We start from the raw sequence: 26,618 nt of genomic DNA on the forward strand, positions 1-26,618 counted from the left end.
CTCATTTTCATGAATAAAATGAAACGTCTATGGGCCACCTTAACAGTGCTGGCCCTTGGCTCAGCTTCCGCTTTTGCCCAAAGTGGTGTAACTGGTATAAATACCGCAACCTCAACACTTAAAACCTATGTAGATCCTGCCAGCAATATCGCGCTCGTCATCGGCGGTATTATCGGTATCGTGGGCGCTATTCGCGTTTACTCGAAATGGAATTCAGGAGATCAAGATATCAATAAAGAGATTATGGGATGGGGAGGGTCATGTGTCTTTCTCGTGGTTTCTGCGCTGATTGTCAAGGCCTTCTTCGGCCTTAACTAATGGCTAAGCGATTCGCCGTTTACAAGGGGCTTCAAAAGCCCCTTGTATTTAAAGGCTTCCAGGGCAAATTTATTTACTGGGGTATTGCCATCCTGTTAATCGGCCTCGTACTGGGTGCCTTAACTATTGCCCTGGTCAATATGTGGCTCGGTACTGCCGTGCTTGCCGGTAGCGTAACCGGTGGATTAATCTACATCGCTGGCAAGCAGAAGAAAGGATTGCACTCCAAAACGCAATCCAGGCAAATCCTCATTCATCCCGCAAATCTTAAAAAACTCAAATTTTATGGCAGCAAAAACAGAGTTTAAGCTACCCTATATTGGTGTGGCCCGCGAGTCCGGCATCGACCTACTTTATGGCACTGATGGTGATTTTTCAGCAATCCTTACCGTTTCAAATCCTGTCCTGCAATACGGTGCGCAGTCCGAGGCCTACGATGATTATCACAACCTCTTACTGAACATCGTCAAAATATTAGGTGATGGCTACCTATTGCAAAAATTAGATGTCTTTTCAAAAGCCATTTATCCAAACAAACCTGCAAAGGAGTTTTTACAGCAAAAATTTAACGAACACTTCGCCGGCCGAAGGTATATCAAACTCGAAACACACCTCGTCATTACCCGGCAGGTTAAACGCGGTGCCTTTTATGTTTTCGATCAGCGTGCGCTCATCGACTTCAGCCAATCGGTAAATAAAGTGTACGATCTGTTACTCGGCGCGGGTATGCAGCCCAAGATCCTCGAAGAAAGCCAGATCAATAAACTGGTTATGCAAATCCTTAGCATGAGTTTCAGTGAGCCAACTACAGTGCTTAACAATATTGCACCGAATGATACCGAATTGCTGATGGGTGACCGTGCTGTCAGGAGTATCAGCCTTATCAATATCGACAGTATGGATTTACCATCTGAGGTTGCCACCCATGTGGAATGGAATGAAAAAGATACCATTAAAGGGTTTCCGGTGGATGCGCTCCAATTCCTTTTTAAAGCTCCCGGCTGTGATTGCCTCGTCTATAACCAGGTGATCGAAATTCCGGGGCAAACGGCTACACTCCGAAAACTGGAGCTGAAAAAGAAAAGGCATTCCGGCATCCCAGACCCGGCCAATCAAACCTGCGTGGAGGATATTGACCACCTTTTGACGGACGTCGCCCGTGAAAACCAGCTCTTGGTAAACTGCCATTTTAATATCCTGATCGCGGCCGATAAAAGCGAAATACAAAAGGCGGCAAATTATATTGAAAGCAGCCTGTTTGGGTTGGGAATTATTGCCAGCAAAAACGCCTATAACCAGCTGGAGCTTTTCAGAACGGTATTACCCGGTAATGCAGTTGAACTGAAAAACTATGACTGGTTCCTGACCACCTGCGACGCTGCTTTATGTTTCTTTTTTAAAGAATCACTGCCAAAAGATGAGCCGTCAGATTATACCGTCCGCTTCACTGACCGGCAAGGCATCCCAATCGCTATCGATCCTTCTGATCTTCCCATGCGAACAGGGCGTATCAATAACAGAAACTCCTTTACATTGGGCCCATCAGGTTCGGGCAAATCATTTTATCAAAATTCGCTGATAGAACAAAAAATGCTCTATAACACCGATATGGTGATCGTTGATACCGGTCACTCATATTCCGGGCTATGTTCATATTATAACGGCAAATACGTCACCTATACCGATAAGAAGCCGATCACGATGAACCCTTTTGCGATTTCGCCGGAGGAATATAATATCGAAAAGAAGGAGTTTCTGGTTACACTGGTCTGCCTGCTTTGGAAAGGTGCCGAGGGCATTATCAGCCAGGTTGAACGTGATGTCATCGCGCATACCATCAGCGCTTATTTTAACTATTGGTTCGACGACCACGAAGATGACCATCTTTTGAACTTCAACACTTTCTATGAATTTGCCCTTAAAAAAATACCGGAAATCAAAGCCGAGGAGCAGATCGCATTCGATCATGACGAATTCAAATATGTACTTAAAAAGTTTTATCGGGGTGGTGAGTTTGAAACCATACTGAACGAGCAAACGGACAAATCGCTATTTAATGAGCGGTTTATTGTTTATGAAATTGATTCCATAAAGGAGAACAAGATTTTATTTCCGATAGTTACGCTCTCCATCATGGATTTGTTCATCCAGAAAATGCGCTATCGTTCCGACCGGCGCAAATGTCTGATTGTGGAAGAGGCCTGGAAAGCCATCGCCAGTCCGCTGATGGCGGGGTATCTTTTATACCTCTATAAAACGGTAAGGAAGTTTTGGGGTGAAGTGATCGTTGTTACCCAGGAATTGGCTGACATCATTGGCAATGCGGTAGTTAAAGATAGTATCATCAGTAATTCCGATACCATCACGCTACTCGATCAGAATAAGTTTAAGGATAACTATAATGAAATTGCCGCTTTGCTTTCCATCAACGAGGTGGAACGCAAAAAGATCTTTAGTATACATCAATTGAACAATCAGGAAGGTCGGGGCAGATTCAAAGAAGTGTATATCCGACGCGGCTCGACCGGCGAAGTTTATGGCGTAGAGGTTTCCTTATATCAATATCTCGCCTATACCACTGAAAAGCCGGAAAAATCTGCAGTTGAAATCTATGTCAATCATTTTGGTACTTATCCGAAAGCGCTTGAAGCGTTCGTGGAAGCCCTTAAAAACAGCGGGCTTCAGCTTCAGCAATTTGTAAGCCGGGTCAACAATACCGGTATGCCCTTAGCTGCTTAACCATTCCATTAACTTAAAACAACGACCATGAAACTGATGATAGTGCTTTTTCCGCTACTTTTTATGCTTTTACATAAAGTCTGCGGACAGGAATTGGTGGTTGATCCTACAACCTCTGCCGCTATCGCGGTGAATGCTGGGGTGATCAACGGCCAGCTCAATACCACCAACAACAACCTCAGCCTGATCTCAAAGGGTCAATTGGCACTCACCGGGCAGTTGACTGTTGCCAATGACCTGCAAAACAATATTTATAAAGGGCTTAGCCAGGTAGCTTCCGTAATCTCCAATCTCTATACCATTAAGGACATTGCCGAATGCGGCAGTGACATTGTAACTGATGTGCAGCAAGCTTTAACCTACGCAAAATCAAACCCTGTATTGCTGCTCTTTGCTGAACAGGGAGCACGTGATTTTCAATCAAGGGCCGTTGCCTTAGCAGCAGATGTAAGCGCGTATGTCATGAAAGGCGGCAGTGCGAATCTCATGGACTCCGGTGAACGCGGGCGGCTGCTCAATCACATCGCTTCCAACATGCAGGTTTTACGTGGTATTGCTTATGGTATGTCCCGCGTTATGTACTGGGCCAGAATGAATGGCATCATTCGCTCTCTTAATCCCTGGGCAACCTGGCAGAATCAGGATGTCCGCATCGCTAAAGACGTGATCAATAACGCTAAATACCTGAAGCAATGAAAAATCTCATCATGATCATCTGCCTCTTTTCCCTTAGCCTGCCGGTAATGGCGCAAAAGAATGCACTCGACTTGCCAGGTATGTACCAGCTGATTAACGAATCTCAGGATGAGCATAGCAGGCAGGTGGCCGCAAAAAATCAACAGGCTGTAAATACCGCTAATGAACAAGCCAACGAAACCCTACTGGACAAACTTAAGGGGGTTTATAGAACCATCCAGAACCGCTACAATGCCCTCGGTACGCTCATCAGCGCTGCTGATGTAGGCATATATGCTGTACCCGTCATCAATCGAATAGTCAATAATCAACAACAGATTATTGCACTCGCACAAAAGAACCCGGCAATTATTCCATTAAGCTATCATACGGAAGTTGAATTTGCCGAAAAAGCGGAAGCGCTTTCGGGATACGTCGCAGGCCTGATCTTATCCTACGGTGATGTAAACCAGATGAAACAATCCGACCGTAAATTGCTGGTCGACTACATTATTCAGCAGCTTAGCCGTATTCAGGAATTGTCCGGGAACCTTCTCAACCTGTTGCAATATTCCAATCTGGCTTCGGTACTTAAATCAGTTAACCCGTTTCAAACCTGGGTCGATCAGGATAAAAGCATGGTTAACAACATTCTCCAAAACGCCAAATATCTCAAATAATGAAAAGTTTCTTAGTGTTTGCCCTATGCCTTGGCCTGTTACAGGCCAGGGCGCAGGAAATCGTTTTCGACCCGCAGCACTTTGCAGCGGTTATTGAAAATGGGTTGGTGCGCAGTTCGGCAGAATCTACACACAATCAGTATTTAGGAAAAATCAATGGCAACCTGAATACAATGAACACCAATGTAAGTTCTGTCGTGCTGGCGCAGAATATTATTTACAATGGTTTGGTCAACGTAAATTCCGCACTGAAGGATGGCCTTGCGGTCAAAAATCTCAGTGTTATTATCGCCGACATGGTTAATAATCTCAATCAATGCCTGGAAATGGCAAAGGCTCAGCCAGCGCTTTTGCTCTTTACCCAAAATATCCAGCAGCAGATGCAGGCCCGGGCGATTGCGCTCGTCAGTGATGTGTCCGGCTATGTTTTGAAGGAAGGTAATAATGTACTTGCCGATTATAATAGCCGGGATCAGTTATTACGCAAGGTTACGCAACAATTACAAATCATCGATGCGCTTGCCTATGGTGCTTACCGCGCGATGTTCTGGGCGAAAACCCGTGGATTGATCGCCTCTGTTAATCCCTATCAGGCCTGGGTCAACAAAGATCTGAACCTCGCCAGCCAAATTATTACCAAATCCAAATACCTGCAACAATGAAACAATTATTTATACTGTCAGTCCTCGTTTGCTTATTCATTTTTAAAGCAAACGCACAGGAAGAGATCAACGATAAAGCGATCATTCATCAGGAACAGCGGATGGTGTACCTGCAATGGGATCAGAACAAATTTGATCCGAAAGCTGGCTTTCTAAGTCTCAACCCTTATTACTGGCTGATATGGGGGTTCTTTTATCCCAATTATCACAAAACTGATCTCAGGCCCCTGTCAGCCACCGGGCCGCAAACACAACGCCTCGCCCTGGTAGGTACGCAAAACAGCATCGATAACAAATACAAACTGCAATCCGACACCGTACGCAACACGGCACTTTCACAAATCGCCAGTCAATCCGGCCTGCTATCAGATACCGATCCGCTTTGGCTGCTCTACTATAACCAGCAGTTTAAGCCATTACTGAACTTTTCAGCAGCATCGCTGCTCGGTGCGCTTCCCACGGAGGTCAGCGCCAAGCTGGTCACCGAGGGTACTTATAACTGGTATACCAACGAGTTGTCCATGCTCCAGCAAAGGTTAAACGGTGCCAGAACGACCGACATGGATCGCGGGTCCCGTATTATGGCTTATTACCGGATGCTGAAAGAATATGAGCGTCTTGCAGGGGTTTGGAACATTCGCATCTCGGCCGCACAGAAGGATATCCAAATGGTAAGCCAACAGCACCGTATCAAAACAGCAGCCGTAAACCCCGGCCCATGGTCGCCGCAAACGGATGTACAGATTGCCAATAAAGTATTACAGCACGCAAAATACTAACTCATGAAAAAGAAAATCATTCTACTATCCATGCTCTTCCTGGTCATGGCCACCGGAAGTTTTGCGCAGAATACCATCGACACAGCCAATTATAAACAATCAATTCAATTCCTTCAGGGTGACGGTATCTATGAAAACGGTATGATGACCTTTTTAGGTGGCCTTAAAGATTCCATTTGGTCGCACTTCGGTTTGTTCATCGGCGACGCGCAGGCGCTTGCAGCCATATTTATGATCATATTTTTTTCTGTAAAATCTTACGAAATGATGGTCGGCGATAAAAAAATGGAGATCATGCCGCTGTTACGACCCTTCGCATTGGCCATGGTCATCATCTGGTGGGGCGCTTTCGTAAAAATGATCGCTTTTCCTACAGACCTCGTGCAGGCGCAAACAGATCAGATGTTCGAGAGTGAACAGCAAAATGTGGAAGGTTTACGGTTTCAACGTGCCAACCTCATCTTAGCGGTGGCCAATTCGCTCATCACTTACCAGGCACAAACCGAGGTTGCTGAAAAAGAAAGTGATACCTGGTACGGGCAGGCTTGGGATTCTGTTACCAGCACTGTAAAACAGGGTATTTCTGATGTGGTTTCGCCATTATTGGAGTTGAAAAACCGGCTGCAAGTGGGGATGCAATTACTCGTCACGGAGCTGCTCGAACTGCTCGCGATCTGGATTCTTAGGATAGCGGTGTACATCATCTTTATGATTCAGATTATCTATTCATCGATATTGGTGATACTCGGGCCGTTCTCCGTCGCAGCCAGCATACTTCCTGCTTTCCGTGACAGTTTCAGTACCTGGATCGCCCGTTTTATATCCGTGAACCTGTACTCCGGAATTGGTTACCTCATCATGTATCTCTGCGCCCTGATGCAGGAATACGGCATGCAATCGGAAATCAGTCGCTACCAGGTATTGGTTGGCCAGAATGGTGCCAGCGCCGACCTTGAAAAGCTTGCGTGGTTTGCGGGTAACGGCATCCTGTCCTTTGGAACGGTAATTATCGTTTTCCTGATCGGTGCCATCTGCATGTTTACCGTTCCGAGTATCTCCACCTGGATCATCTCTACCTCCGGTATCAGCTCGGCCACCTCCAGCGCCAGCCGTGGTGCCGCTACCGTTTTCGCTGTCGGCCGCAGGGTCTCCGGCAGTTTTATTTAACCCAACTCCAATTTTATGATCATCAAGAACATTGAAGCCAAAATAAAGTTGGCCACTTTTTTAGCGTGCGGTAGTTTCCTGACTGCCATCATTATCGCTGTCACCGCGCTGGCATTCGCCAGCCGGCAGGCGGCCGATGCCCGCAAGAGTATTTACATATTGGCAGGTAACATCCCCATCATGGCGAATCAAACAGATGTCGCCGTTAACCGCCCAGTGGAATACCGGGCAGATATCGAACGCTTTCATAGCCTGTTCTTTTCCCTTACACCGGACGATAAATATATCGATTACCAGCTGAAAAAAGCAATGTACCTGGTTGACGAATCCGGCGTGCAAGAATACAATAATCTCAAGGAAAACGGGTATTTCAACTCTATACTGTCTTCCAGTTCGGTACTAACGCTCACTACGGATTCGATCAGCCTTGACCTCAACCGTAAATATTTCAGGTACTATGGTAAACTTAAAATCGACCGCCGCAGCTCCACCGTTATTCGCTCACTGATAACCGAAGGCTACCTGAAAGATATCCCCCGAAGCGACAACAACCCTCATGGGGTTCTCATCTGTGGCTGGAAAACACTTGAAAATAAAGACTTGCAGGATGTTCAAAAAAATACGCTCTGACCGTGATCCCAGGGATACGGTCTATTCCGAACTTAAAAAAGAGTTCGCACCTTATCTGGACAGGGCAAAAAGTACAGCCGGCCAGTTCGCTGCTAAAAACACGAAAGCCATCTTTTGGGTAATGGTGGCCAGTATGCTGCTTTCGGTGATCATCATTCTAACGTCTCACAGATCGCCTCATATAACCATACGCCCACCTAAAACGGTTATTGCAAAATCGCCCATTACCGGTGGATTTCAGCAAATCATGGCTGCCGGTAACGCAATTCAGGAAATGCTTGCCCTCCGCAAAATGATCGACAGCCTATCAGAAAAGAAACAGCTAACCGGCGCGGACAGTGCCAGGCTCGATACCGCTCTTGACAGCTTTCAAAAACTCAACCACAAATTCAATCAAAGAAAATGAAAATCAATCTCCGACAACCCAAGTACATTCTTCCGTTGCTGGCGCTGCCTTTCCTTTGCCTGTTTTTCTACGTCTATCATAGCAGCGCGTCGAAAAACAAAAAGCAGGTGAAACAGGAAGCTGGCTTCAACAGCACGGTGGCGGACGTTTCCCCCGATATCAAAAAACGCAACCTCGAAAACAAGCTCGACGCATACCGGGACAGGTACAAGAATGCGGATGGTAATTCGGCCGTATCGCCAATACCATCTGAAGCACCAGGCAATGGCGGTATGAGCACCGCCACCCGCCAAAAAAGACAACTGGATTCCATCGATAGCGTGATGAAACAACGCTTCATCATGCCGACATCAAAAACACAAATTCCCAAAAGCACCTATAATAGTCATGACCAGCAAATGGCCGATGCTTTAAACCTGATCTCACATCAGAAAAAATCCCAGCCGCCGCTTAATAGTGGCACTCCGCAGCCCGGCGAGAAAGACCCGATGGAACTGTTCAAAAAGCAAATGGCCTACATGGATAGCATCAAGAAGTTAAGCGATCCAAATTACCAGAAGGAACAGCAGGAAGCCAAATTAAAAGCAGAGCAGAAAAAGGCCGAAGACCAAACGCTAAGTGTCGTCAAATTCAGCGAATCGACTGATGAGTTTAACACCATCAAACCGCAAAAGGATCAATCTTTTATCACGGCCATGATCGATGAAAATATAACGGGTTACGCTGGTTCACGCATCCGGCTACGGTTATTAGAACCCATTGTAGCCGGAAAGGTGACTGTACCTAAAGACAGTTACCTTTATGCGCTCATCAGTGGCTTTTCCGGTCAGCGCGTGGTGCTCACAGTGAGGTCAATACTGTATAATGGCCAGATGCTCCCTGTTAAGCTGGATATTTATGACCAGGATGGGTTGCCCGGCCTTTATGTGCCCGATTCTCAATTCAGGGATTTTACCAAAGATCTCGGCACTAATTCCATACAAGGGGTATCCATCGACAACGGTTCCGGTTCCGGCAGCCAGTTTTTAATGAGCACCGCCAGCAAACTCTTTCAATCGACATCGAACGCCATCGCCTCGGCCATTCGCAAAAACAAGGCGAAAATCAAATACAACAGTTACATCTACCTCATTGACACTAAAAACTTAAATCAGTAATGAAAAATTTCCTGTTTACGCTCGCTGCTATCTTCATAGCGGCCCTGCATTCCTATGCCCAAAAAATTAATTTGCCCGAGGGCACCCATAAATCAGACTTACCCGTGGTTTATTTACCCGACAGCCTTTCGGTACACTTTATTTCCCCTGAACCTATTCAATACGTGGATATTTCCTCTAAAAGTATTGTCGGAGATCTGCCGGTAAAAAACGTACTGCGTATCCGTTATCGTTCGGATTCGTCAAAAATTACTGGCCGTGAAGCCATAGTAACCATCGCCGGTGAAAAATTTTTGGCGCAATACCGTATTGAATGGTCTGCGTCGGATGGGGGGGCCATCCAATCTGAAATCGAAATTCAACCCTCGGAGACGAGGCCGCTCGATATAGGGGTTAGTCTATCTCAGCCAGAACTTAAAAGGTTAAGCACGAACCTGCTTTGTTTTCGCCCGGAAGCCAACCTACGGCGCGCCAAAGCATTCGATATCAAAGCCAGGCTTAATCATGTATACACGTTCGGCGATTATATCTTTCTTGATCTGGGCTATGTCAACCGAAGCAAGCTGAGCTATGAAATTGATGATTTTCGATTTGCAATCGAAGATCGGAAGGTTACCAAAGCCTCAACCGTGCAGGCCCTCGAAATAAAACCGGAATTTATTCTTTTTGACCAGACCCAATTTGCGCGTCATTACCGGAACATTTTTGTGTTCAAAAAATTCACCTTTCCTGGCAATAAGGTATTGCGGGTTGAACTTAATGAAAAGCAATTGTCAGGCAGGGTGATTTCGCTCTGTATCCCTTATAAAGAGATACTTAACGCTGACATCATCCCGTCAGCCAGATAAAGCATAGGCATGGCCTATTATCGACCGAAGTACATTATCTCCTAAAAGAAACAATATGTTCAATCCTCAATCATTTAGCGAAAAGGACTTGCCATTAGAAAGCCTCGCAGCCGTAGGGCTTGTTCAACGTGACCTTATCTTTCTTGAACCCACCGATAAGGATGCCTTGTTAGGTGGACGACGGACACGCCTTGTTGAGCTGCGAAACCTGGAATTTGCAGAAATGAAGATTGCTTCACTTCAGGCAAAACTATCGCTTATCAGGAATCAACATGGCGTACCTGTTTTATTGATTAGCCCCGTGTATTTACAAAGCACCGGCCCAACTCACCTGTCAAATGAAGAAATGAACCTTTTGGAATCCCGCCGGCAACTGGTTATCGAAAAGCATATTACCGCTATAGACGGTTTACCCAAACACGTGCTGATTGAGCTTGATCGCGAAACCAATCAATTCTTGGAAACTAATGTGAACGATCTTATTGCACCGGATCAGGTTAACGGCTATCAGCTTTCCAAAGAGCAGCAGGAGGATTATAAGCGGGGCAAGATCATTGAATTACCAGATAGCACCAGGCTGCAATTTACAGCTACCGACTCCCAGGGCATGCGGGCCAACAAAAATGAACTAATTGCTACCGTAAACATCAATGGCGAGGAAATATACAATTCCTTTTATAACCTGAAAACGCTAAGGGATTATTCGCACGACTACCAGGAACACCCGCCAACTAATGCCTATTTAAATACCCTCGCTAACATGCAGACGCTTGAAATGGAACAACCTATAGTTCCTGATAATCAATCGGAGGCCGAAACCCAAACCAATTCCTATCGCAGGTCGCGATAAACCGGTAACCAGCGCTAAGCAGGCTGACTTGAGCAGGATCGTTCTTCATCCCAATTAGATAGCCTACAACCTAAACACCTGATAGGCTGCGCTCAACAGTTTACACCTCCCGGTAACAGCGCCACCGGCTTCTGCTTTTCAAATTCTCAAATACTTCAATTTTATGGAAGAAACACGTGAGCAACAACGCCTGCACGGCTTTTTGCAATGCCTGATCTATGTCTCCATCGCGCTGGAATTTTGCGTGTTCGTTTACCGCGAAGCCCCATTCTGGGGCCTCCTAAAGCATGCGCTCGATAAGATCAGCCAGATACCCATTTACCGGCAATTGCTTTACAGTAAACTCTCAACGCTACTGCTGATTTGCCTGGTCAGTGTAGGCACTTTAGCAAAAAAGCAAACAGACCTCAATCCAAAAACTCAGATCCTTTATCCATTGGCCATCGGCCTGGTGCTATTTTTTGGTAGCACCATTTGCTGCAACCGGCCTTCCGGCGACGCTTTCAGCCATACCAGTTGGTTTAACCTCATTTATATGGCGGCCTCTTTAATAGGGGCCATCATGGTTAGCGTTAGCTGTGACAATATCTCCAAATTTATTCGCACCGGCCTCGGCAAGGATAAATGGAACGTGGAGGGCGAAAGCTTTATGCAGCCGCTCAAGCCGGTGGAAACGCCTTATTCGGTCAACATCCCGATGCAATTCTATTACAATAAGAAAGTGCATAATGGGTATATACCGATAGCCAACCCCTTCAAGGGAGTGCTTCTTATAGGCGTACCAGGATCTGGAAAATCCTATGGGATTGTTTGCCCATACCTGCGGCAAATAATCGCCAAAGAGTTCTGTGTCTGTTTATATGATTATAAGTACCCGGATTTAGGTAAGGTTGCTTATTACCATTACCTGCTCGCCAAACAGCATGGAAAATGCCAGAAGCATAGTTTCCATGTGATCAACCTGACCGATCCTGAGCGAAGCAGGCGCATTAATCCCTGGCGAAGCGATTACCTTCAATCCCTCGCCGATGCGTCGGAGAGCGCCGAAGGTCTGGTAGAGGCGATGAAGAAAGGCGATAAATCAGGCGGCAGCGACCAGTTTTTTACGCAATCGGCCATCAACTTTCTGTCTGCCTGCATTTACTTTTTTAGTAAGCACCAGGCCGGTAAGTTTTCGAGCATGCCGCATGTATTATCATTTTTGAATCATTCCTATGAGGATATTTTCAATACCCTCTTTTCTGAACCGGAACTGGTTTCGTTGCTGTCTCCATTTAAGAGCGCTTTTATGGCAAAAGCATTCGATCAGCTGGAGGGGCAGGTCGGCACCCTCAAAATCTTCATCAGCCGTTTAGCAACAAAGGAAACTTTTTGGGTATTCTCCGGGGACGATTTTAACCTGAAGATTTCCGACCCGGCAACGCCTGGTATGATGGTGATCGCAAATGACCCCAATACCCAGAATATCAATTCGGCCTGTTACTCTGTGGTCATGAACCGGCTCACCAAACTAATCAACAACAAGGGTAATTTACCTTCAGCTTTGGTTATCGATGAAATACCTACGCTGTATACCCACCGGGTAGAAAATCTGCTCGCAGTTGCCAGAAGTAACAAGGTGGCCATTTTAATGGGATTACAGGAGTTGCCGCAGTTCAATCAGCAGTATGGCAAAGAAACAGCGGCAACAATTACCTCCGTAGTGGGCAATGTACTGGCCGGTGCGGTGCGAAATAAAGAAACACTGGATTGGCTCGAACGCCTGTTTGGTAAATCCAAACAGATCGGTGAAAGTCTTTCCATTGACCGCAACAAAACCTCTACATCGCTACAGGAAAAGCTTGAGGCCCTGATACCGGCGGGTAAAATGGCATCTTTAAATACTGGCGAAATGGTCGGCCTCTTGGCTGCCGACGTTCAGGAAACCTACACCGGTCAGTTTGAAACTTCGGCGATTAATTGCCGCGTTAATCTGAATGCGGAGGAAATAGCACTCGAAGAAAAGAACTATCGCGACCTTCCGGTTTATTATCATTTCGGCGATAAAAAGGATGAAATCCTGCGCCAGAACTTCAATCGCATCAACAGCGAAACGGAGGCGATTGTCAGCCAGTTCCGCCAAAAAAATGCGCCTCCCGCAACAGCGCCCGTGAACGAAAATCAATCTGTCATTAAGAAAAAATAGCCATGAAGCGAATTTGTTCCCTCGTCGTAGCTGCGCTCTTTGCTATGAGGGGCATCACTTGTGCGCAAGTGAGCTTACCACTGAAAAAACTCCGTGTAACCTCATCCTTCGGCAATCGCATTCATCCTTTAACAGGCAAAGATTGTTTTCATGAGGGTGTAGACCTCCGTGCACAAAGGGACACCGTTTATGCAGCCTTTTCAGGCCGGGTAGTTTCCATTGGTTATCATCCTTTAATCGGCATTTTTATTAAAATACAAAATGGCCCGTTCTGCGCCATCTATGGGCACCTTTCCATGTGCCTGGTTGCCACCGGCGATTCATTAGCCGGTGGTGTACCCATCGCCATCAGCGGTGCAACGGGCAGGGTCACCGCTGAGCACCTGCATTTTTCCATCCGGTACTATAACTGGTATATCAATCCGCTGAATTTTCTATCAGCAGCATTAAAAAATCAAAAAACAATTAATCATTAATCCCATGAGCGAAAATCAAAAACCGCTATCAGAACAGGTTGCCGAAAAAATGGCTGGCCTGTTAAATGAAGACAGATCGATCTTCACCAAAGCCATCAGAGAAGATGGTACATCTCAGTTTAATATGCCAATCAATGCGCGTACAAAGCAACCTTATCGAGGGGCAGCAGCATTGGTGCTGATCATGCAGAACCGGCGCGATCCCCGCTGGCTCACCTATGACCAGGCAAAATTCAATCGTACCCCGGTAAAGCGCGGTGCCTATGGTGTTGATATCGAATTTAATTCAACGCGTGAACTACGCCAAAAGACTGAAAACGGCCAGCCCGTAGTGAAAGAAAACGGCGCACCAAAAATGGAGCGGGTCAAACTGGATGAACCAGTCGCGGTAACAGCGAGGATGTTCAACGGTAAAGACCTGATGAACCTCAAATCCGGTGAGGTGAAACCGCATGAAAAAACGCCAATGGAGCGGGCGCAGATCATTATCGAAAACAGCCAGATCAAAATTGAACCTGCGGGCCTGATGACCACTTATGACCGCAAGCAGGATGCCATTCAAATTCCATCAATGGAAGACTTCGAGAAACCGGAGTTATACTATGCCGCCGCGTTACGTGAGGTTGCCGCAGCTACCTCCCATGAAACCAGGCTTAACCGTCCGGAAACAGATCTGCCGCAAGCAGATCAGATCGTCAGGGAATCACTCCGCACCAACATTGCAGCAGTTTTTATGAGCGCACAGCTTAACCTGCCTTACGAACTTGGCGAACATGCTAATATGACGAAGGATTGGGCCAAACTAATTGCACAAGAACCAGGTGAATTATTTAACGCAGCCAACGACGCACAAAAGATTGCCGATTATGTCATGCTTTATGAACGTCAGCCAGCACAAAAACAGGAAGTAAGCCAGGAACAAAAGCAAAACCAATCTCAATCGGGTAAACTGGAGGTAGGCCTGGAAATCCCCTACAATAATACCACCTACAAGATCCTTGAAAAACAATCGAAAAATGCGGTCAAGATTGAAGACTTGACCAGCCATCAGAAAATCAGGATTACCCCATCGATGGGCCTCTATAAATCTCTGCTTAAAGAGCTAAATAGTCCTGGTAGCGCCGAAACGCTTGACCACAAACAATATCAGCAGCAGGGCGAAAAACGAGATGGACAAACTGAGCAGCAAGGCAACAAAGAAGGCCAGCAGCAGGACAATGAACCTGTAGTTGCTCAGGAGATCGAACACAATACCGGTAACCGTTTTAAACGATAAGCTACATGAAACAACAACTCTATGAAGCGCAACAGCTTCCATACAATGAACTGGAAAAGGTCGGTCTTGCCAGGGAAGGAAAGTTAACCATTGACCAGGATAACCTGATGACTTTATTATCCGGCAGGCGCACGGAAATGCTGCGCCTTAAAAATCAGTTCGCACCGGAACTTAACCTGCCCGAGTTTGATGCCAAACTCTCTGTTCGGCCTGCTAAGGAAGGGGGCCTGGAACTTATGGTTCATCCGATTTATAAAGAAGCGCCCCAACTGCCTTTTCTGACGGATACCGAAGCCCTCAACCTCGAAGAAGGGCACGTACCCAACATTGAGAAAATGATTTTTGACGATGAAGGAGATCCGCAGGATATCCTTATTGAGTTTGATGAAGAAACCAATGAGTTTATCGTAACTGATCAGAGCCGTATCCTGGTACCTGACCGCATCAATGGTGAGGATCTCTCACTCGATCAAAAGGAACGTTACCGAAAAGGCAAAGAAGTCGAATTACAAGACGGCACAAAGGTTCAGTTTTCAGCGAAAGAAAAGGAAGGTTTGCGCTCCAACAAAATGTTACTGATAGCCTCCATCATCATGGATGGCGGATTGACTTATGCCGTTTATCACGGCCTTAAAGCACTGTTCGGACAGAAAGAGCATGATTCCAAAGCTACAGAGAACAGCAAAGGCTATTACAGCGATCTCGAACAGTTTCAAAAGCAGGATCGCCGGGAAACCATGGCGCAGAAGCCTGAAAGCAATAATAAGGAATACGAACGTTCGTACTCCCGAACCGGCTCCAGATAATGCATCCTTACCTGGAATGGCTTGGCATAAACCCGCAAATTCAAGCTTGGCTGGCACCATCTTTTCAGTCTGATGATGCCGGAAACATCCTGTTTAAATATGGTAACGAAGCCGAGATTTACGGCATAGGCTTTCACCGGGTGCCGGTAACCGATGATTTCTGGCAAGCTGGCGCACAAAACATTGCCACAATAAAGAGAATAGTGATAGCTACGTCGGCGATGGAAGCCGTCGCCTGGCTGCATTTTCATGCTCCGGCATTTATTGACCTCGACAACCTTCTGTTACTGTCAACTGGCACTGCGCTATCGCTGATCAAGCGTGCCAGGCTCAGCACACTCGGTAAACACAAATCTTATGTACTTGCCACCGAAAATAGCCTTTTAGGGGCGGTAATGGATTTAAGCATCGCCGCCGCGATCCGAAGGAAACCCATTTCAATTCGCCATGATGCGGATTACCTTGACATATTTTTCAGGAACCAGGCTTACCGCGTTCAGGCTGAATATTTCAGCCTGAACGCTTTCAGTAAACATGCAGGTTTTCGCTTTCGGTGTGGCACATCGAAACCCACAGATCATCTCAACTGGCTGCAGCTTTTGCTCGCCGAAAAAAATCATTAATGGCTTATTATGGAAACATCCGATTTTACACCGCCCGAAACGTTGCTCATCCGACCGGCGGCAATCTTCGCTTTTATGCGGATATTTGGTTATCTGGTAACCGCCATCCTTATGTTGCTATTGGCCTGGCGCTTCTGGCCCGGACTAACCTGGTTCAGTCTGACTGCCATTCTTATTGCTGCCTACCGGTACTGGTACATCCGTCATATTAAATACCTGATCACCGCTGAATACCTTCAGATTTGCCAGGGCCTGATCTTTAAAAGAGTGGATACGGTCGAATTATTCAGGGTAAAAGATTATGTACTTATCCAGCCTGTTTGGCTTCAGATCATGCGGCTGATGGATTTGAACCTGAAGACTACCGACCCCGAAAACCGCAACCTTTGGTTACGTGGTATTCCTTGCTCTGATCTGGTAGAAACACTGCGTAAACGGGTGTTGGCGACACGCCGAAACAATGGCGTTTATGAGTTAAACTAATAAAATAAAGCTTGCAATAGACTAATAAAATTAGTATTTTTAAGTATTGAAGCTATGAAAACATTCGTCTATTTTATCTTTACCATCTGTATTTCATGTGGCCTGATGATGGCCGCAACGAATACAAAGCAGTTCGCTGCCAAGGCTATATTTTTTTTAATTGCTTTTGGCATCTGGGTGCCTTTTTTCAGAGGCTGGAATAACCGCATGAAGAAATATCAGCAGCGTAAATATGAAGAACGCGGGTTCCAGGAGTACATGCGTAATAAAATGCGAAACCAGCGCTATTAAGCATGTTATAAATTTTCATAACTTGCCCTTCTTAAATGTCATTAGAGACATTTATTGTGATAAGGTTTAGGTTTAAGGCCCCATGCAGCGAGTGCTATGGGGCTTTATATTTTTCCTGAACACTTAATCTTTCCACGACAATACGACCCAACCTAAATCGAACCCGCAACCATTTTTTGGATCACCTCACTTTTTGTCCTAAAACTTCGCCAATTAACTTGAAATCGGTATCTGTATAATATAGCGCACCGATCGGTTGATACGCGCCATCCCGTTTCCGGGAAATGTACCCTTTAAAACATCCGCTCTCAGTAATCATGAAGCAAGGCCCGGCTTCTCCCGGCATGGCTTTTTTGTCAAATTGCAGTTCCGTCTCCAGGCCTGCAATCAAACACTTAATGTTTATTCTGTCCATCTTTATATCGTGATTAAGAAATTACGGGATTTGGGAAGATCGGCAATTTGGCAAATTTGAGCACCTCTAAACTGGCAAACCCGAACTCGGCGACAACTTTCCCAAGGATCAAATAGCAACCAGCCCCGCGAAAAGGATAATTCGGGGTATTATTAGGAAAATGTACCGTGTCGAATGTATTGCCTTCCACATCGAGAAAGTTACCAAACCACATTTTTTGATTGTATTTTGTATGAACCGTCTTTTCACATACGTACTGGCCCACCATTTTCACCTGCTGGCCTACATGATTGATCAGATCGTTCGCACAGATTTCGCCCCGGTAGTCTGTTTGCAAAAGTTCAAACATGGTCATGCTTACGGGAAAGCCCAGCAGTTCCAGTTCATGATAGGCATTCTCTAACCGTGTGTTGACCAATACAGGCAGGGAATAATTCTTGGTTTCAACCTTAAATAACTCCGCATTATTATTAGGCTTGGTTTTCGCTCCTAATAACAGGTGTATGGCCCAAAGCAGTTCCTTTTTACTTTTCCCGGTAAATCGTAACGCACCTACACGAATTAGCGTAATCGTTTGCTCTAAACCCATCCCCGTTCTTTTTACAAAATTTTCTAAGCTTTGATATGGCCCATTTTGCCGGCGTTCTGCCGGAATCAGTTCAATAAACTCCTCATTTAAGCCGTGAATACCTACAAATCCCAGGTAAACATCAACGCCCGAGATATTCACCAGGCTGTCACTGTTATTCACGCATGGCAAATGAACAATGCCTCCTGACCTTTGCAACTCCTGCACATACAACGCCCGGTCATAAAATCCCCCGTAATTATTCAATACAGCAACCATGAACTCCCGAGGAAAATAAGTCTTCAGGTGAAGGCTTTGATAGCTTTCTACAGCGAAGCTGGCAGAATGCGCTTTGGAGAAACTATAACCCGCAAAAGAGGCAACCTGCCGCCACACTTCTTTAACGACTGCCTCCGGACGGCCCAAATTCAACGCACCTTCATGGAAACGCTCCACCAAACGCTCAAATTCTTTCTTTGAACGGTATTTGCCGCTCATGCCGCGTCGCAGGATATCCGCATCCGTTCCGTCCATCCCCGCAAAATGAATACAAACTTTAATTACATCCTCCTGATATACCATCACTCCATAAGTTTCTTCAAGTTGTTCCTTCATTACCGGATGCAGGTACTTCACCTGATCGGGTGCGTGATGGTTTTTGATATACTCGGCCATCATACCTGAACTGGCTACACCTGGCCGGATAATCGAGCTTGCGGCAACCAACACGAGATAACTATCACAGCCCAGCTTTCGGTTTAGCTGGATCATTGCCGGGGATTCGATATAAAAACAACCTTTCGTGTTTCCAATTCTCAAGTTGGCGTTCACCGTCGGGTCTTTCATGAAATTTTTGACCTGGTGAATGTCGATCTTACGTTGCTGGTTTTCCTCAACCAATTGAACTGCCATTTTGATATGCCCGATTCCCCGTTGACTGAGGATATCATATTTGTCAAAGCCAATCTTCTCTGCTTCGTACATATCCCACTGCACGGTAGCCATGCCTTTCGGCGGCAGGTCAAGCGCAGTATAATAAGTAATGGGTTCTTCTGTAATCAGCACGCCACCGGCATGAATAGAGCGCTGGTTAGGCATATTGGCCATGCGCTCATAAATGGCGGTGATCTTTTTAAAGGCATCATTATCCCGGTTAAAGGCCAGCCTCGTTGGATCAGTAAAACCATCGATTTCTGCTTTGGGCAGGCCCATTACCTTGCCAATTTCGCGGATAATGCTTCGGTCTTTGAAAGTTGACATCGTGCCTAACAAGGCCGTATGCTGGCTGCCGTAGCGCTTAAATATGTAATCCTGTACATCTTCCCGTTCATCCCAGGAATAATCGATATCAAAATCAGGCGGTGAAGTCCGCTGCGCATTTAGGAACCGTTCAAAATAAAGGTTCAGCTCAATCGGGTCCACATCGGTTATTTTGAGACAATACGCGACAATGCTGTTAGCGCCCGAACCACGGCCAACATGGTAATAGCCCTGAGAACTGGAATAGCGGATAATATCCCAGGTAATGAGGAAGTAGGCGCAGAAATCCAGTTCATAAATAACTTTTAATTCATGCTTAACCCTACGTAAAGCTTCCTTGTTGGATTTTCCATAACGGTACTCCATGCCGCTTAGCGCCAGTTTCTCTAACAAGTCCCGGTCATTCTTTTTATTACCGGTAAAATGCTTACGGTTTAGATTGACTCGCCCTTTTGGATAGTCCATAACACAACGGTTCATCAGGTTACGGGTGTTATCCAATATGAAGGCATACCGGGCGAACTTAGCCTCTAATTGTCCCGGCGGGAGAAACATATCGGTTGGCGCACATTTATCTTCCGGAGTAACCTCGGTTAGCACCACGTTCAAATCGATACCCCGCAGGTATTCATGTAAGCGGTATTCAATCTTATCGTTTATGAACACCGGCTGTAAAGCCAGGAGTTTTTCTTTGATACCCGTCAGGTCAGCGTTGAACAGCCTATTTAGCTGATGGTAACGGATACCCAGGTATTCGTTTTCTTTTAACGGTTCCTGGTGGCCATATGGGTAAACAATATAAGCATGTGCAAATGCCGGAGCGAGGTCTGGTAGGGGCTTCTGCTCCAGGTTGTGCTCGGTCAGGTAATCATTCAACTCCTTCATGCCTTCTTTGTTCCGCGCAATACCGAAATACAGCAGCTTTTTATCCCGCCTGAACTCCATACCGGCAATAGGTTTAATGCCTTTCTCGTCACACTCCCGCATAAACTCCATGATACCCGTTGAATTATTGATATCCGTGAGCACCATTTGCGTTACGCCGCACGCGATAGCTTCCTCCACCAATGCCGGGATCGACATCGTGCCGTAGCGCAGGCTATATTGAGAGTGAACATTCAGGTACATCGCTGATTATAAATTAAGATTTATACCTGATGCAAGCTTAATCGCATCCGGGCCGAACCGGCGACGGATTTTATCCATCGCCTGGCAAAGACTATATTGTTCCTTTGATTCAGTATATAAATCAATCTGTTCAAAACCGTTGACCAGATTGGATAGCCGCACACCAACCAGACGAATGAGCAACCGCTTTTGATAAGCCTGTTTAAAAAGCTCTTTAACCTTTTTAATGAGCGGGGCATCCAAAGCTGTATAAGGGATGGTGGCCTGTTTTGTCACATCTTCCCGCGTCGAATAACGCACAGTCACGGTCACGCAAGCGGCTTGTTTTTGCTTTTGCCTCAACTCAAAAGCCAGATCCATCACCATAGAGGTCAGCAAATAATTAATTGATACCAGGTCAATACTATCATTTTTAAAAGTGGATTGGGTACCGATGGATTTTTGCTCCTGGTAAGGAATGATCGGCGATTCATCGATGCCTTGCGCTTTCTGTAATAGCCAAATGCCGTTCTTCCCCAGTATGCTGCTCATGTATTCCGGGTGTACCTGTGCCAGTTCATGAATCCGCTTAATACCCATATCACTCAATTTCACAAAAGTCTTTTCCCCCAAACCGGGGATTTTCCGAATCGATAACGGGTTTAAAAAAGGTTGTACAACAGCCTTTTCTATATTCAGCTCACCATTAGGCTTACATTCATTGGTAGCCATTTTGGAAACTGTTTTATTAACCGATAAGCCAAATGATATGGGCAGGGCCGTTTCTTTCATGACCCTTGCACGTAATTCTTTAGCGTAGCGCAATGTTCCGAAATGCTTGTCCATTCCGGTCATATCGATATAATGCTCGTCAATACTGGCTTTTTCAATCAGCGGCACATTTTCTTTGAGGATATCCGTGATTTCATGGGAAGCTTTGGAATACTCATCCATATTGCCCCTGATCCAGATACCATGCGGGCAAAGCATACGGGCCATCCTTGCGGGCATGGCGGAGTGAATACCGAATTTTCGCGCTTCATAACTACATGAGGCCACTACACCGCGATCCGACAAACTTCCGATGATTACCGGCTTGCCTATCAGTTCAGGATTTTTGCGAACTTCGACGGATACAAAAAATGCATCCTGGTCCATGTGAATGATTTGGCGGTCTGTACTCATTTATGCCCTTGAATTATTAATACACGATCAGTTTTTAATCACATCATGATCTATTTTATTCGTTTAGAAAACGGAGAACAAAACTAATACTAAAAATATTAGCATTTTGTTTATATTTGAAAATAATTTTGGAGGATAGGCTAAATGGCTGATAACTTGTTTTATAATCCATTTTTACGCGTCAAGGAGGATACCATTAGGAAACTGATGGCGATGGGTAAACCGCATGTGGTCATCCAGCGTTTTCAATGGCCAGGACAGCCCTTACAGAAAACATTTCTGCTTTCCGCTTATGAACAGGAATATGAGGCGCGTTTGCACGAACGCGAATTGCGCGCTAATGAAGGTAAAGCCCAAAATCTGCTTGATCTCACGCAATATCAAAATATAACCAAACTGCTGAAACCAACTGAAGGCATTGGCGTTTTTTTTGCCGGTACAATTGATGCCAAACATGAAGCACGTTTGCAAAAGGCCTATGCTAAAGCCGTTTCAGCGTATATCCATTATATCCGCATGAAAAAGGAAGATCATTATGATGTGCGTATATTTGTTGAATACGGGCGATTAAAAGCAGAGATCAGTTCTGGCGATCAGAGCCATACGGCGCTGTTTTATGATATGATTAAATAAACTTATGTGCAAGGACATTAGCTTTCATTCGGAAATACAAATAGTCACCAAGGATTTCCAGGGGATCAAACTGGCTCCTGATCTGGCGCATTATCCAAATGATATGATCCATGTTTCTTGCCTGGTTTTGCCAACCCACCCAATTGTGGTCAACCGCAAGACCCTGGCATTGGCTAATATGAGCTGGGGGGTAGTACCTCAATTTATTGATGACCCAACAGAACGGCAGGCCCAGCGAAGTAACTACGTCAATGCGCGCGCAGAAAGAATAATTGATGATAAAAGATCTTATTGGTATAGATTACGAAAGAACCGTTGCTTGATCCCAGCGACCGGTATATATGAACATCGTGATGTTAAGGGTTTTAAAAACAAAATACCATATCATGTCAGCATTGCTCACCGGGAGCAATTTTATGTTCCGGCATTATACCAGATTAGCCAGGAAGTGGATCAATCTACAGGTGAGATATTTAGTTTCGCATCATTTTCCATGATCACACGCGGGGCGAATGAGAAAATGAGTTGGATTCATAATAGTGGCGATAATAAACACCGCATGCCCTTATTTCTAACTGAAGAAATGGAACAAGCCTGGGTATTGGAAGACTTGAGTGATAGTGATATGAACGAAATTTTCCATTACTCTATACCATCGGAGAAGATTCAGCATCATCCGGTATTTTCTCTTCGCGGTAAGAAAGCATTGCCCGAAGGACAAGAGCGGGATGCATATTACGATTGGGGAAAAAAACTACCGATTTATGGTCAGGAAGAACCGCCAGAAGAGCAATTAAGTTTGTTCTGATCAAAGTTTACCAAAAGACTAAGCTTTACCTATTTCAAAATCACTACGTAACTTCTACCTATGAACTTTGGCAAAGAAAATATAGATATTTCAAGCTTCGATTATCATTTACCGGCAGATACTAACCTGACCACGGCCACTTTAGCAAGCGCAGAGAAGGCCAGCCCGTTCATCGCGCATATTGGGGCACCTAAGTGGGGGTATAAAAATTGGTCAGGGGTTATCTATCCTCATTACACCAAAGACAAGGATTTCTTACAATATTACGCCAGGCACTTTAATGCCATTGAACTCAACGCCACCTTTTATCAGACGCCGCCGCCGGAGCGAATGGCCGCCTGGAAAGAGTTGATCAGGGACGGGGCAGATTTTAAGTTTTGCCCGAAATTCCCGCAGAGCATTAGCCATATCCGCAGATTCAAAAATGTGGAACAACAAACGGACGAATTTTACATGAGCATTGCGGTGTTAAGGGAATATCTTGGCCCTGTCTTTCTTCAATTGGCCGATAACGCTACACCAAAAACTTTCCCTGACCTCAAAGCATACTTAGTTACTTTGCCAACCGACGTTCAGCTATTTGTTGAAGTCAGAAATAAAAACTGGTTTGATGAACTGCACAGAAATGATCTTTTTAGTTTTTTGAAAGAATCAAAATTAGGAGCGGTAATCACCGATACCTTGAGCAGAAGAGATTGCCTGCACATGGAATTACCTACGCCCCATGCGTTTATACGTTTTGTCGCTTGTGATGATGATCGTATAGATTATCTAAGATTGGAAGAGTGGGCCAAGCGTCTGAAAATATGGAAGGAAAAGGGACTGCAATCATTATACTTTTTCATTCATGCTGGTGATGCGCCTTCGCTATCATTATACCAGTTTTTTATAACAACGCTCAATAAAGAGCTTGGCCTAAATATCTATATACCAGGAAATACCCTTGATTAAATAATAATGGAAGAGCAAAACCCCGCATTTAATTTTGATTTGATCTACGCCGAAAAAATCGTCAACTGTAAGGTGGTCATGCAGCCACAAGGTTATGATGTGATTTTCGATGGCCGGTTTATGGCGACGATAGCTCATACTGATGATTGGACTTGGATACAGGAATCCGGGGTTATATTGCCGGACTCAATCATCGAAGAAATCGGCTTGCGCGTCGAAAGTGAATACAAATAATTAAAGCAAATTCTTATGCCTGAAATACCAGATTTGAACATATTTAGCGCCAACCTCGCCAAACGCCTCGTTGGTAAATCGCTTACCGCCATACATATACTTGTTCCCCGCAAAATCAAAACGACTGAAGCCGATTTTGATGCAGCCCTTACGGGCAAGATATTAACGGCAGTGAAACGAATCGGCAAACAGCTATTCTTTGAGTTCGGGCAAAATCACATATTGGGACTACATCTGATGCTGTATGGCTCAATGCACTGGTATGAAGGTAAAAATGAAAATAAGTTTACCATCGTGGAATTGCTGTTTTCTGATGGTACTGGGTTGGCAATAACAGACTGGCAAAAATCAGTGATGTTAACCCTTGATCCGGTTATCTCCACAGTGCCCGATGCCATGCACATGCCAGATGGCTACCTGCAATCTGCTTTGAAAAAAAGTGCAAAGCCGATCAAAACAGTGTTGACCGATGGTAAAGCAGTTCAGGGTATTGGGAACGCTTATGTGGATGAAATCCTTTACGTCGCAAAAATATCGCCTTTTTCAAAAGCCAATAAAATTCCTGAAAGCAATATTGAAATCCTTAGTCAGGCAATCAGAGGAGTATTAACAGATGCTGAAAATCACATTGTTTCTCTTTTCCCGGACACCATCACGGAAAAAGAGCGCGATTTCTTACAGGTACACCGTCCGAAACAAACACTTACGCTTAACGGTGAGCCTATTCTTAAAGCAGAACTTGATAAACGTAAGACGTATTACACTGGAAGTCAGCAGCTATTTGAATAAAATTCCGTTAAAGAAGGTTGTCGATGCGCAATCACATTCAGGATAATTACTTGATAGAAGTGGCCGATGCTACGTGTGAGAGCTCTAATAGCAATCGACCTTCTTATGTCATCTGCAACTAATTTTAAGCTACTTCAGCGTAACGCATTTACCTGCGTTACGCACATATTGCGATCTTCAGCTATTTAAAGCTATTTAATTTTCGACAATTCGTAATGTTCACCTTCATCGTCAGCTATCACTTTTACCACCTTACCTTGTGCGTCTTTTACAAAAGAAAGATCCACCTCCATAACCTTGAGATAGAAATGATCATTCCCGGTGGCGTAGAGCCGGCTTTTAGCCAGATTAACTGTAGGCGAGGCTACACTCAGGCAACCGTTTTCTATAGTTATAATTGCCTTTAGCCGCCCATCATATTCCCCAACGTATTTTTTCAGATCAGCTAAGGGAAGTTTAATATTGGGACGATAGGGTGTATATCCCTCCCAATACCAGGGAATGGTCACACCCGCCAGTTTCTCCACCAGTTCTTTGAAAATGCTTTCAGCATTGGAACTGTTACCCATGATTACTAATGCAAACCGCTGGTCAGGTAACCCGATTACATAATGCATCCACCCGTCGGCATGCCCTTCTTTAAAAAAAGCTTTTCCTTTCGGCGTATGGAATAAGCCCCAGCCTAAACCGTAGGATAACCCGATGCTGCGGTTCTCAATAATGCGCGAAGTATCACCGGGATCGAACTGGCGGGCGCTCTTAATGATGGTCTGCGGCGATAACATTTCGTTCCAGCTTTTCTTTGACAGATTTTTACTTTGCAGCACCATTGCCATAAAACGCGTGTAATCGACTGCGGTGGTTTCCATGGAACCTGCGGCATAAGTCGCCCGGTACCTCACCATGGTCAGTGTGTCTTCATTCACGTTATGTCCAACTGCATAGTTGGTCTCAAAGCGAGGTTGCCATTTAAAGTCAGTTCGATCCATGCCAAATGGTTTGAAAATGCGTTGGCGAGCCGTTTCAGCAAGCGATTTCCCGTTAACCGTCTCTACCACCAATTGCAAAAGCATAATGCCTTCGCCGGAGTATGCATATTTTGTACCGGGGCGAAACTGGATCTCAAGCCTTCCCTGGTTAAGATCCCGCCAATTCGGGAAGCCCGTTGTATGATCAAGGCACATGCGCGGGGTGATCAGTTTATACCGTTCATCACCGGCCAACTGTTTATATGCTTCGTATTCTGGCAGACGCTTGGGTAAGTATTGATAGACCGGTTTATCGAGGTCGATTTTTTTTTCATCGACCAGTTGCATCACAACATAGGCAAACAACGATTTGGACAGCGATGCCCCATAAAAACAGGTATTCGCATCATTTCGCAAATTTAACGCCTTGTTGCGGTAACCATAACCCTTTGCAAAAAATACTTGGCCATCTTTAACTATACCTATTTGCAGGCCGGTTACCGCGGCCGTATCCATTAGCCGGGACACGACCTTATCGATGTAAGCGTCGTTTAAGGACTGGGAAGATACGCGGCCAAATGTTAAGAGCAATAGCACAGAAAATGTTAATCGTTTCATCAGTTTTCTTTTTGCAAAACTGTGCTTAACC

At 45.3% G+C, this 26,618-nt stretch carries 29 protein-coding genes; 25 read left to right on the forward strand and 4 right to left on the reverse strand.

Annotated features, from left to right (window positions below; genetic code table 11):
- Positions 1-9: 9 nt before the first annotated feature.
- The 20 genes from DIU38_RS09305 (at position 10) to DIU38_RS09400 (ending at position 17,051) form a co-directional block, all read left to right on the forward strand.
- Positions 10-318 carry a DUF4134 domain-containing protein gene (locus tag DIU38_RS09305; RefSeq protein ID WP_091207688.1) on the forward strand — a complete coding sequence of 103 codons (309 nt, stop codon included), beginning with the start codon at positions 10-12 and terminating at the stop codon, positions 316-318.
- Positions 318-626: a plasmid transfer protein gene (locus DIU38_RS09310; protein ID WP_112652482.1), complete on the forward strand. Its 309-nt coding sequence runs from the start codon at positions 318-320 to the stop codon at positions 624-626. Before DIU38_RS09305 ends, DIU38_RS09310 begins: the two co-directional genes overlap by 1 nt.
- Entirely contained in the window at positions 604-3,057 is a 2,454-nt protein-coding gene (locus tag DIU38_RS09315) for a TraG family conjugative transposon ATPase (RefSeq protein WP_112652481.1), read from the forward strand. Before DIU38_RS09310 ends, DIU38_RS09315 begins: the two co-directional genes overlap by 23 nt.
- A 27-nt stretch (positions 3,058-3,084) precedes the next feature.
- Positions 3,085-3,753 (forward strand): hypothetical protein, encoded by a 669-nt coding sequence (locus DIU38_RS09320; RefSeq protein WP_243770775.1) that lies wholly within the window; start codon positions 3,085-3,087, stop codon positions 3,751-3,753.
- Complete coding sequence (locus DIU38_RS09325; protein ID WP_112652480.1) at positions 3,750-4,412, forward strand: hypothetical protein; 663 nt, start codon at positions 3,750-3,752, stop codon at positions 4,410-4,412. Before DIU38_RS09320 ends, DIU38_RS09325 begins: the two co-directional genes overlap by 4 nt.
- Positions 4,412-5,074, forward strand: a complete 663-nt coding sequence (locus DIU38_RS09330) for a hypothetical protein (RefSeq protein WP_112652479.1) — start codon at positions 4,412-4,414, stop codon at positions 5,072-5,074. Before DIU38_RS09325 ends, DIU38_RS09330 begins: the two co-directional genes overlap by 1 nt.
- Positions 5,071-5,853, forward strand: coding sequence for a hypothetical protein (locus tag DIU38_RS09335; protein ID WP_112652478.1), 783 nt, complete (start codon positions 5,071-5,073; stop codon positions 5,851-5,853). The genes DIU38_RS09330 and DIU38_RS09335 overlap by 4 nt, the downstream gene beginning before the upstream one ends.
- A gap of 3 nt (positions 5,854-5,856) precedes the next feature.
- On the forward strand, positions 5,857-7,020 hold the full coding sequence (locus tag DIU38_RS09340; RefSeq protein ID WP_091207670.1) for a plasmid transfer protein: 1,164 nt from the start codon (positions 5,857-5,859) through the stop codon (positions 7,018-7,020).
- A gap of 15 nt (positions 7,021-7,035) precedes the next feature.
- On the forward strand, positions 7,036-7,650 hold the full coding sequence (gene traK, locus DIU38_RS09345) for a conjugative transposon protein TraK (protein ID WP_208057541.1): 615 nt from the start codon (positions 7,036-7,038) through the stop codon (positions 7,648-7,650).
- Positions 7,628-8,056, forward strand: a complete 429-nt coding sequence (locus tag DIU38_RS09350) for a hypothetical protein (protein ID WP_112652477.1) — start codon at positions 7,628-7,630, stop codon at positions 8,054-8,056. The genes traK and DIU38_RS09350 overlap by 23 nt, the downstream gene beginning before the upstream one ends.
- A complete protein-coding gene (gene traM, locus DIU38_RS09355; RefSeq protein ID WP_112652476.1) occupies positions 8,053-9,213 on the forward strand; it encodes a conjugative transposon protein TraM in 1,161 nt (386 codons plus the stop codon). The genes DIU38_RS09350 and traM overlap by 4 nt, the downstream gene beginning before the upstream one ends.
- Positions 9,213-10,061 (forward strand): DUF4138 domain-containing protein, encoded by an 849-nt coding sequence (locus DIU38_RS09360; RefSeq protein WP_112652475.1) that lies wholly within the window; start codon positions 9,213-9,215, stop codon positions 10,059-10,061. The genes traM and DIU38_RS09360 overlap by 1 nt, the downstream gene beginning before the upstream one ends.
- A gap of 55 nt (positions 10,062-10,116) precedes the next feature.
- On the forward strand, positions 10,117-10,911 hold the full coding sequence (locus DIU38_RS09365) for a DUF4099 domain-containing protein (RefSeq protein WP_112652474.1): 795 nt from the start codon (positions 10,117-10,119) through the stop codon (positions 10,909-10,911).
- Positions 10,912-11,074: 163 nt separating this feature from the next.
- The gene (locus DIU38_RS09370) at positions 11,075-13,096 is read left to right on the forward strand and encodes a type IV secretory system conjugative DNA transfer family protein (protein ID WP_112652473.1); all 2,022 of its coding nucleotides are present in this window, start codon (positions 11,075-11,077) and stop codon (positions 13,094-13,096) included.
- A 2-nt stretch (positions 13,097-13,098) separates the two neighbouring features.
- Positions 13,099-13,572, forward strand: coding sequence for a M23 family metallopeptidase (locus tag DIU38_RS09375; RefSeq protein WP_112652472.1), 474 nt, complete (start codon positions 13,099-13,101; stop codon positions 13,570-13,572).
- A gap of 4 nt (positions 13,573-13,576) precedes the next feature.
- On the forward strand, positions 13,577-14,848 hold the full coding sequence (locus tag DIU38_RS09380; protein WP_112652471.1) for a zincin-like metallopeptidase domain-containing protein: 1,272 nt from the start codon (positions 13,577-13,579) through the stop codon (positions 14,846-14,848).
- Positions 14,849-14,853: 5 nt separating this feature from the next.
- Positions 14,854-15,654, forward strand: a complete 801-nt coding sequence (locus DIU38_RS09385) for a DUF4099 domain-containing protein (RefSeq protein ID WP_112652470.1) — start codon at positions 14,854-14,856, stop codon at positions 15,652-15,654.
- The gene (locus tag DIU38_RS09390; RefSeq protein WP_112652469.1) at positions 15,654-16,277 is read left to right on the forward strand and encodes a hypothetical protein; all 624 of its coding nucleotides are present in this window, start codon (positions 15,654-15,656) and stop codon (positions 16,275-16,277) included. Before DIU38_RS09385 ends, DIU38_RS09390 begins: the two co-directional genes overlap by 1 nt.
- A gap of 9 nt (positions 16,278-16,286) precedes the next feature.
- Positions 16,287-16,760, forward strand: coding sequence for a PH domain-containing protein (locus DIU38_RS09395; protein WP_112652468.1), 474 nt, complete (start codon positions 16,287-16,289; stop codon positions 16,758-16,760).
- 54 nt (positions 16,761-16,814) lie between these two features.
- Positions 16,815-17,051: a hypothetical protein gene (locus DIU38_RS09400; RefSeq protein ID WP_112652467.1), complete on the forward strand. Its 237-nt coding sequence runs from the start codon at positions 16,815-16,817 to the stop codon at positions 17,049-17,051.
- A gap of 181 nt (positions 17,052-17,232) precedes the next feature.
- Here the strand turns inward: DIU38_RS09400 and DIU38_RS09405 are convergent, their stop codons facing one another.
- From DIU38_RS09405 to dinB, 3 genes are read right to left on the reverse strand one after another with little or no spacing between them, the layout of a single operon-like run.
- Positions 17,233-17,466 (reverse strand): hypothetical protein, encoded by a 234-nt coding sequence (locus DIU38_RS09405; protein ID WP_112652466.1) that lies wholly within the window; start codon positions 17,464-17,466, stop codon positions 17,233-17,235.
- 13 nt (positions 17,467-17,479) lie between these two features.
- The gene (locus tag DIU38_RS09410) at positions 17,480-20,422 is read right to left on the reverse strand and encodes a DNA polymerase III subunit alpha (protein ID WP_112652465.1); all 2,943 of its coding nucleotides are present in this window, start codon (positions 20,420-20,422) and stop codon (positions 17,480-17,482) included.
- A gap of 6 nt (positions 20,423-20,428) precedes the next feature.
- A complete protein-coding gene (dinB, locus tag DIU38_RS09415; RefSeq protein ID WP_112652464.1) occupies positions 20,429-21,586 on the reverse strand; it encodes a DNA polymerase IV in 1,158 nt (385 codons plus the stop codon).
- Positions 21,587-21,730: 144 nt separating this feature from the next.
- Here dinB and DIU38_RS09420 point away from each other — a divergent pair, with 144 nt between their 5' ends.
- Genes DIU38_RS09420 through DIU38_RS09440 form a run of 5 tightly spaced genes read left to right on the forward strand, consistent with a single transcriptional unit; the run spans position 21,731 to position 25,001 of the window.
- Complete coding sequence (locus DIU38_RS09420) at positions 21,731-22,219, forward strand: hypothetical protein (RefSeq protein ID WP_112652463.1); 489 nt, start codon at positions 21,731-21,733, stop codon at positions 22,217-22,219.
- Positions 22,220-22,223: 4 nt separating this feature from the next.
- Complete coding sequence (locus DIU38_RS09425; protein ID WP_112652462.1) at positions 22,224-23,027, forward strand: SOS response-associated peptidase; 804 nt, start codon at positions 22,224-22,226, stop codon at positions 23,025-23,027.
- Positions 23,028-23,087: 60 nt separating this feature from the next.
- Positions 23,088-23,978, forward strand: coding sequence for a DUF72 domain-containing protein (locus DIU38_RS09430; RefSeq protein ID WP_112652461.1), 891 nt, complete (start codon positions 23,088-23,090; stop codon positions 23,976-23,978).
- A gap of 6 nt (positions 23,979-23,984) precedes the next feature.
- The gene (locus DIU38_RS09435; RefSeq protein ID WP_112652460.1) at positions 23,985-24,212 is read left to right on the forward strand and encodes a hypothetical protein; all 228 of its coding nucleotides are present in this window, start codon (positions 23,985-23,987) and stop codon (positions 24,210-24,212) included.
- Positions 24,213-24,227: 15 nt separating this feature from the next.
- Positions 24,228-25,001, forward strand: a complete 774-nt coding sequence (locus DIU38_RS09440; RefSeq protein WP_112652459.1) for a DNA-formamidopyrimidine glycosylase family protein — start codon at positions 24,228-24,230, stop codon at positions 24,999-25,001.
- A gap of 191 nt (positions 25,002-25,192) precedes the next feature.
- Here DIU38_RS09440 and DIU38_RS09445 read toward each other — a convergent pair whose 3' ends face one another.
- Positions 25,193-26,587 (reverse strand): serine hydrolase domain-containing protein, encoded by a 1,395-nt coding sequence (locus DIU38_RS09445; RefSeq protein ID WP_146750380.1) that lies wholly within the window; start codon positions 26,585-26,587, stop codon positions 25,193-25,195.
- Positions 26,588-26,618: the final 31 nt, after the last annotated feature.

Origin of the sequence: Mucilaginibacter metallidurans (assembly GCF_003286435.2) — a bacterium.
Lineage (GTDB): Bacteria > Bacteroidota > Bacteroidia > Sphingobacteriales > Sphingobacteriaceae > Mucilaginibacter > Mucilaginibacter gossypii.

Coding starts and splice junctions, on each gene's coding strand:
- DIU38_RS09380 (WP_112652471.1), top strand. CDS start 13,577: ATGAGCGAAAATCAAAAACCGCTATCAGAACAGGTTGCCGAAAAAATG.
- DIU38_RS09440 (WP_112652459.1), top strand. CDS start 24,228: ATGCCTGAAATACCAGATTTGAACATATTTAGCGCCAACCTCGCCAAA.
- dinB (WP_112652464.1), bottom strand. CDS start 21,586: ATGAGTACAGACCGCCAAATCATTCACATGGACCAGGATGCATTTTTT.
- DIU38_RS09435 (WP_112652460.1), top strand. CDS start 23,985: ATGGAAGAGCAAAACCCCGCATTTAATTTTGATTTGATCTACGCCGAA.
- DIU38_RS09390 (WP_112652469.1), top strand. CDS start 15,654: ATGCATCCTTACCTGGAATGGCTTGGCATAAACCCGCAAATTCAAGCT.
- DIU38_RS09445 (WP_146750380.1), bottom strand. CDS start 26,587: ATGAAACGATTAACATTTTCTGTGCTATTGCTCTTAACATTTGGCCGC.
- DIU38_RS09305 (WP_091207688.1), top strand. CDS start 10: ATGAATAAAATGAAACGTCTATGGGCCACCTTAACAGTGCTGGCCCTT.
- DIU38_RS09360 (WP_112652475.1), top strand. CDS start 9,213: ATGAAAAATTTCCTGTTTACGCTCGCTGCTATCTTCATAGCGGCCCTG.
- traM (WP_112652476.1), top strand. CDS start 8,053: ATGAAAATCAATCTCCGACAACCCAAGTACATTCTTCCGTTGCTGGCG.
- DIU38_RS09420 (WP_112652463.1), top strand. CDS start 21,731: ATGGCTGATAACTTGTTTTATAATCCATTTTTACGCGTCAAGGAGGAT.
- DIU38_RS09410 (WP_112652465.1), bottom strand. CDS start 20,422: ATGTACCTGAATGTTCACTCTCAATATAGCCTGCGCTACGGCACGATG.
- traK (WP_208057541.1), top strand. CDS start 7,036: ATGATCATCAAGAACATTGAAGCCAAAATAAAGTTGGCCACTTTTTTA.
- DIU38_RS09370 (WP_112652473.1), top strand. CDS start 11,075: ATGGAAGAAACACGTGAGCAACAACGCCTGCACGGCTTTTTGCAATGC.
- DIU38_RS09400 (WP_112652467.1), top strand. CDS start 16,815: ATGAAAACATTCGTCTATTTTATCTTTACCATCTGTATTTCATGTGGC.
- DIU38_RS09385 (WP_112652470.1), top strand. CDS start 14,854: ATGAAACAACAACTCTATGAAGCGCAACAGCTTCCATACAATGAACTG.
- DIU38_RS09315 (WP_112652481.1), top strand. CDS start 604: ATGGCAGCAAAAACAGAGTTTAAGCTACCCTATATTGGTGTGGCCCGC.
- DIU38_RS09430 (WP_112652461.1), top strand. CDS start 23,088: ATGAACTTTGGCAAAGAAAATATAGATATTTCAAGCTTCGATTATCAT.
- DIU38_RS09395 (WP_112652468.1), top strand. CDS start 16,287: ATGGAAACATCCGATTTTACACCGCCCGAAACGTTGCTCATCCGACCG.
- DIU38_RS09405 (WP_112652466.1), bottom strand. CDS start 17,466: ATGGACAGAATAAACATTAAGTGTTTGATTGCAGGCCTGGAGACGGAA.
- DIU38_RS09340 (WP_091207670.1), top strand. CDS start 5,857: ATGAAAAAGAAAATCATTCTACTATCCATGCTCTTCCTGGTCATGGCC.
- DIU38_RS09365 (WP_112652474.1), top strand. CDS start 10,117: ATGTTCAATCCTCAATCATTTAGCGAAAAGGACTTGCCATTAGAAAGC.
- DIU38_RS09350 (WP_112652477.1), top strand. CDS start 7,628: ATGTTCAAAAAAATACGCTCTGACCGTGATCCCAGGGATACGGTCTAT.
- DIU38_RS09335 (WP_112652478.1), top strand. CDS start 5,071: ATGAAACAATTATTTATACTGTCAGTCCTCGTTTGCTTATTCATTTTT.
- DIU38_RS09375 (WP_112652472.1), top strand. CDS start 13,099: ATGAAGCGAATTTGTTCCCTCGTCGTAGCTGCGCTCTTTGCTATGAGG.
- DIU38_RS09425 (WP_112652462.1), top strand. CDS start 22,224: ATGTGCAAGGACATTAGCTTTCATTCGGAAATACAAATAGTCACCAAG.
- DIU38_RS09330 (WP_112652479.1), top strand. CDS start 4,412: ATGAAAAGTTTCTTAGTGTTTGCCCTATGCCTTGGCCTGTTACAGGCC.
- DIU38_RS09325 (WP_112652480.1), top strand. CDS start 3,750: ATGAAAAATCTCATCATGATCATCTGCCTCTTTTCCCTTAGCCTGCCG.
- DIU38_RS09320 (WP_243770775.1), top strand. CDS start 3,085: ATGAAACTGATGATAGTGCTTTTTCCGCTACTTTTTATGCTTTTACAT.
- DIU38_RS09310 (WP_112652482.1), top strand. CDS start 318: ATGGCTAAGCGATTCGCCGTTTACAAGGGGCTTCAAAAGCCCCTTGTA.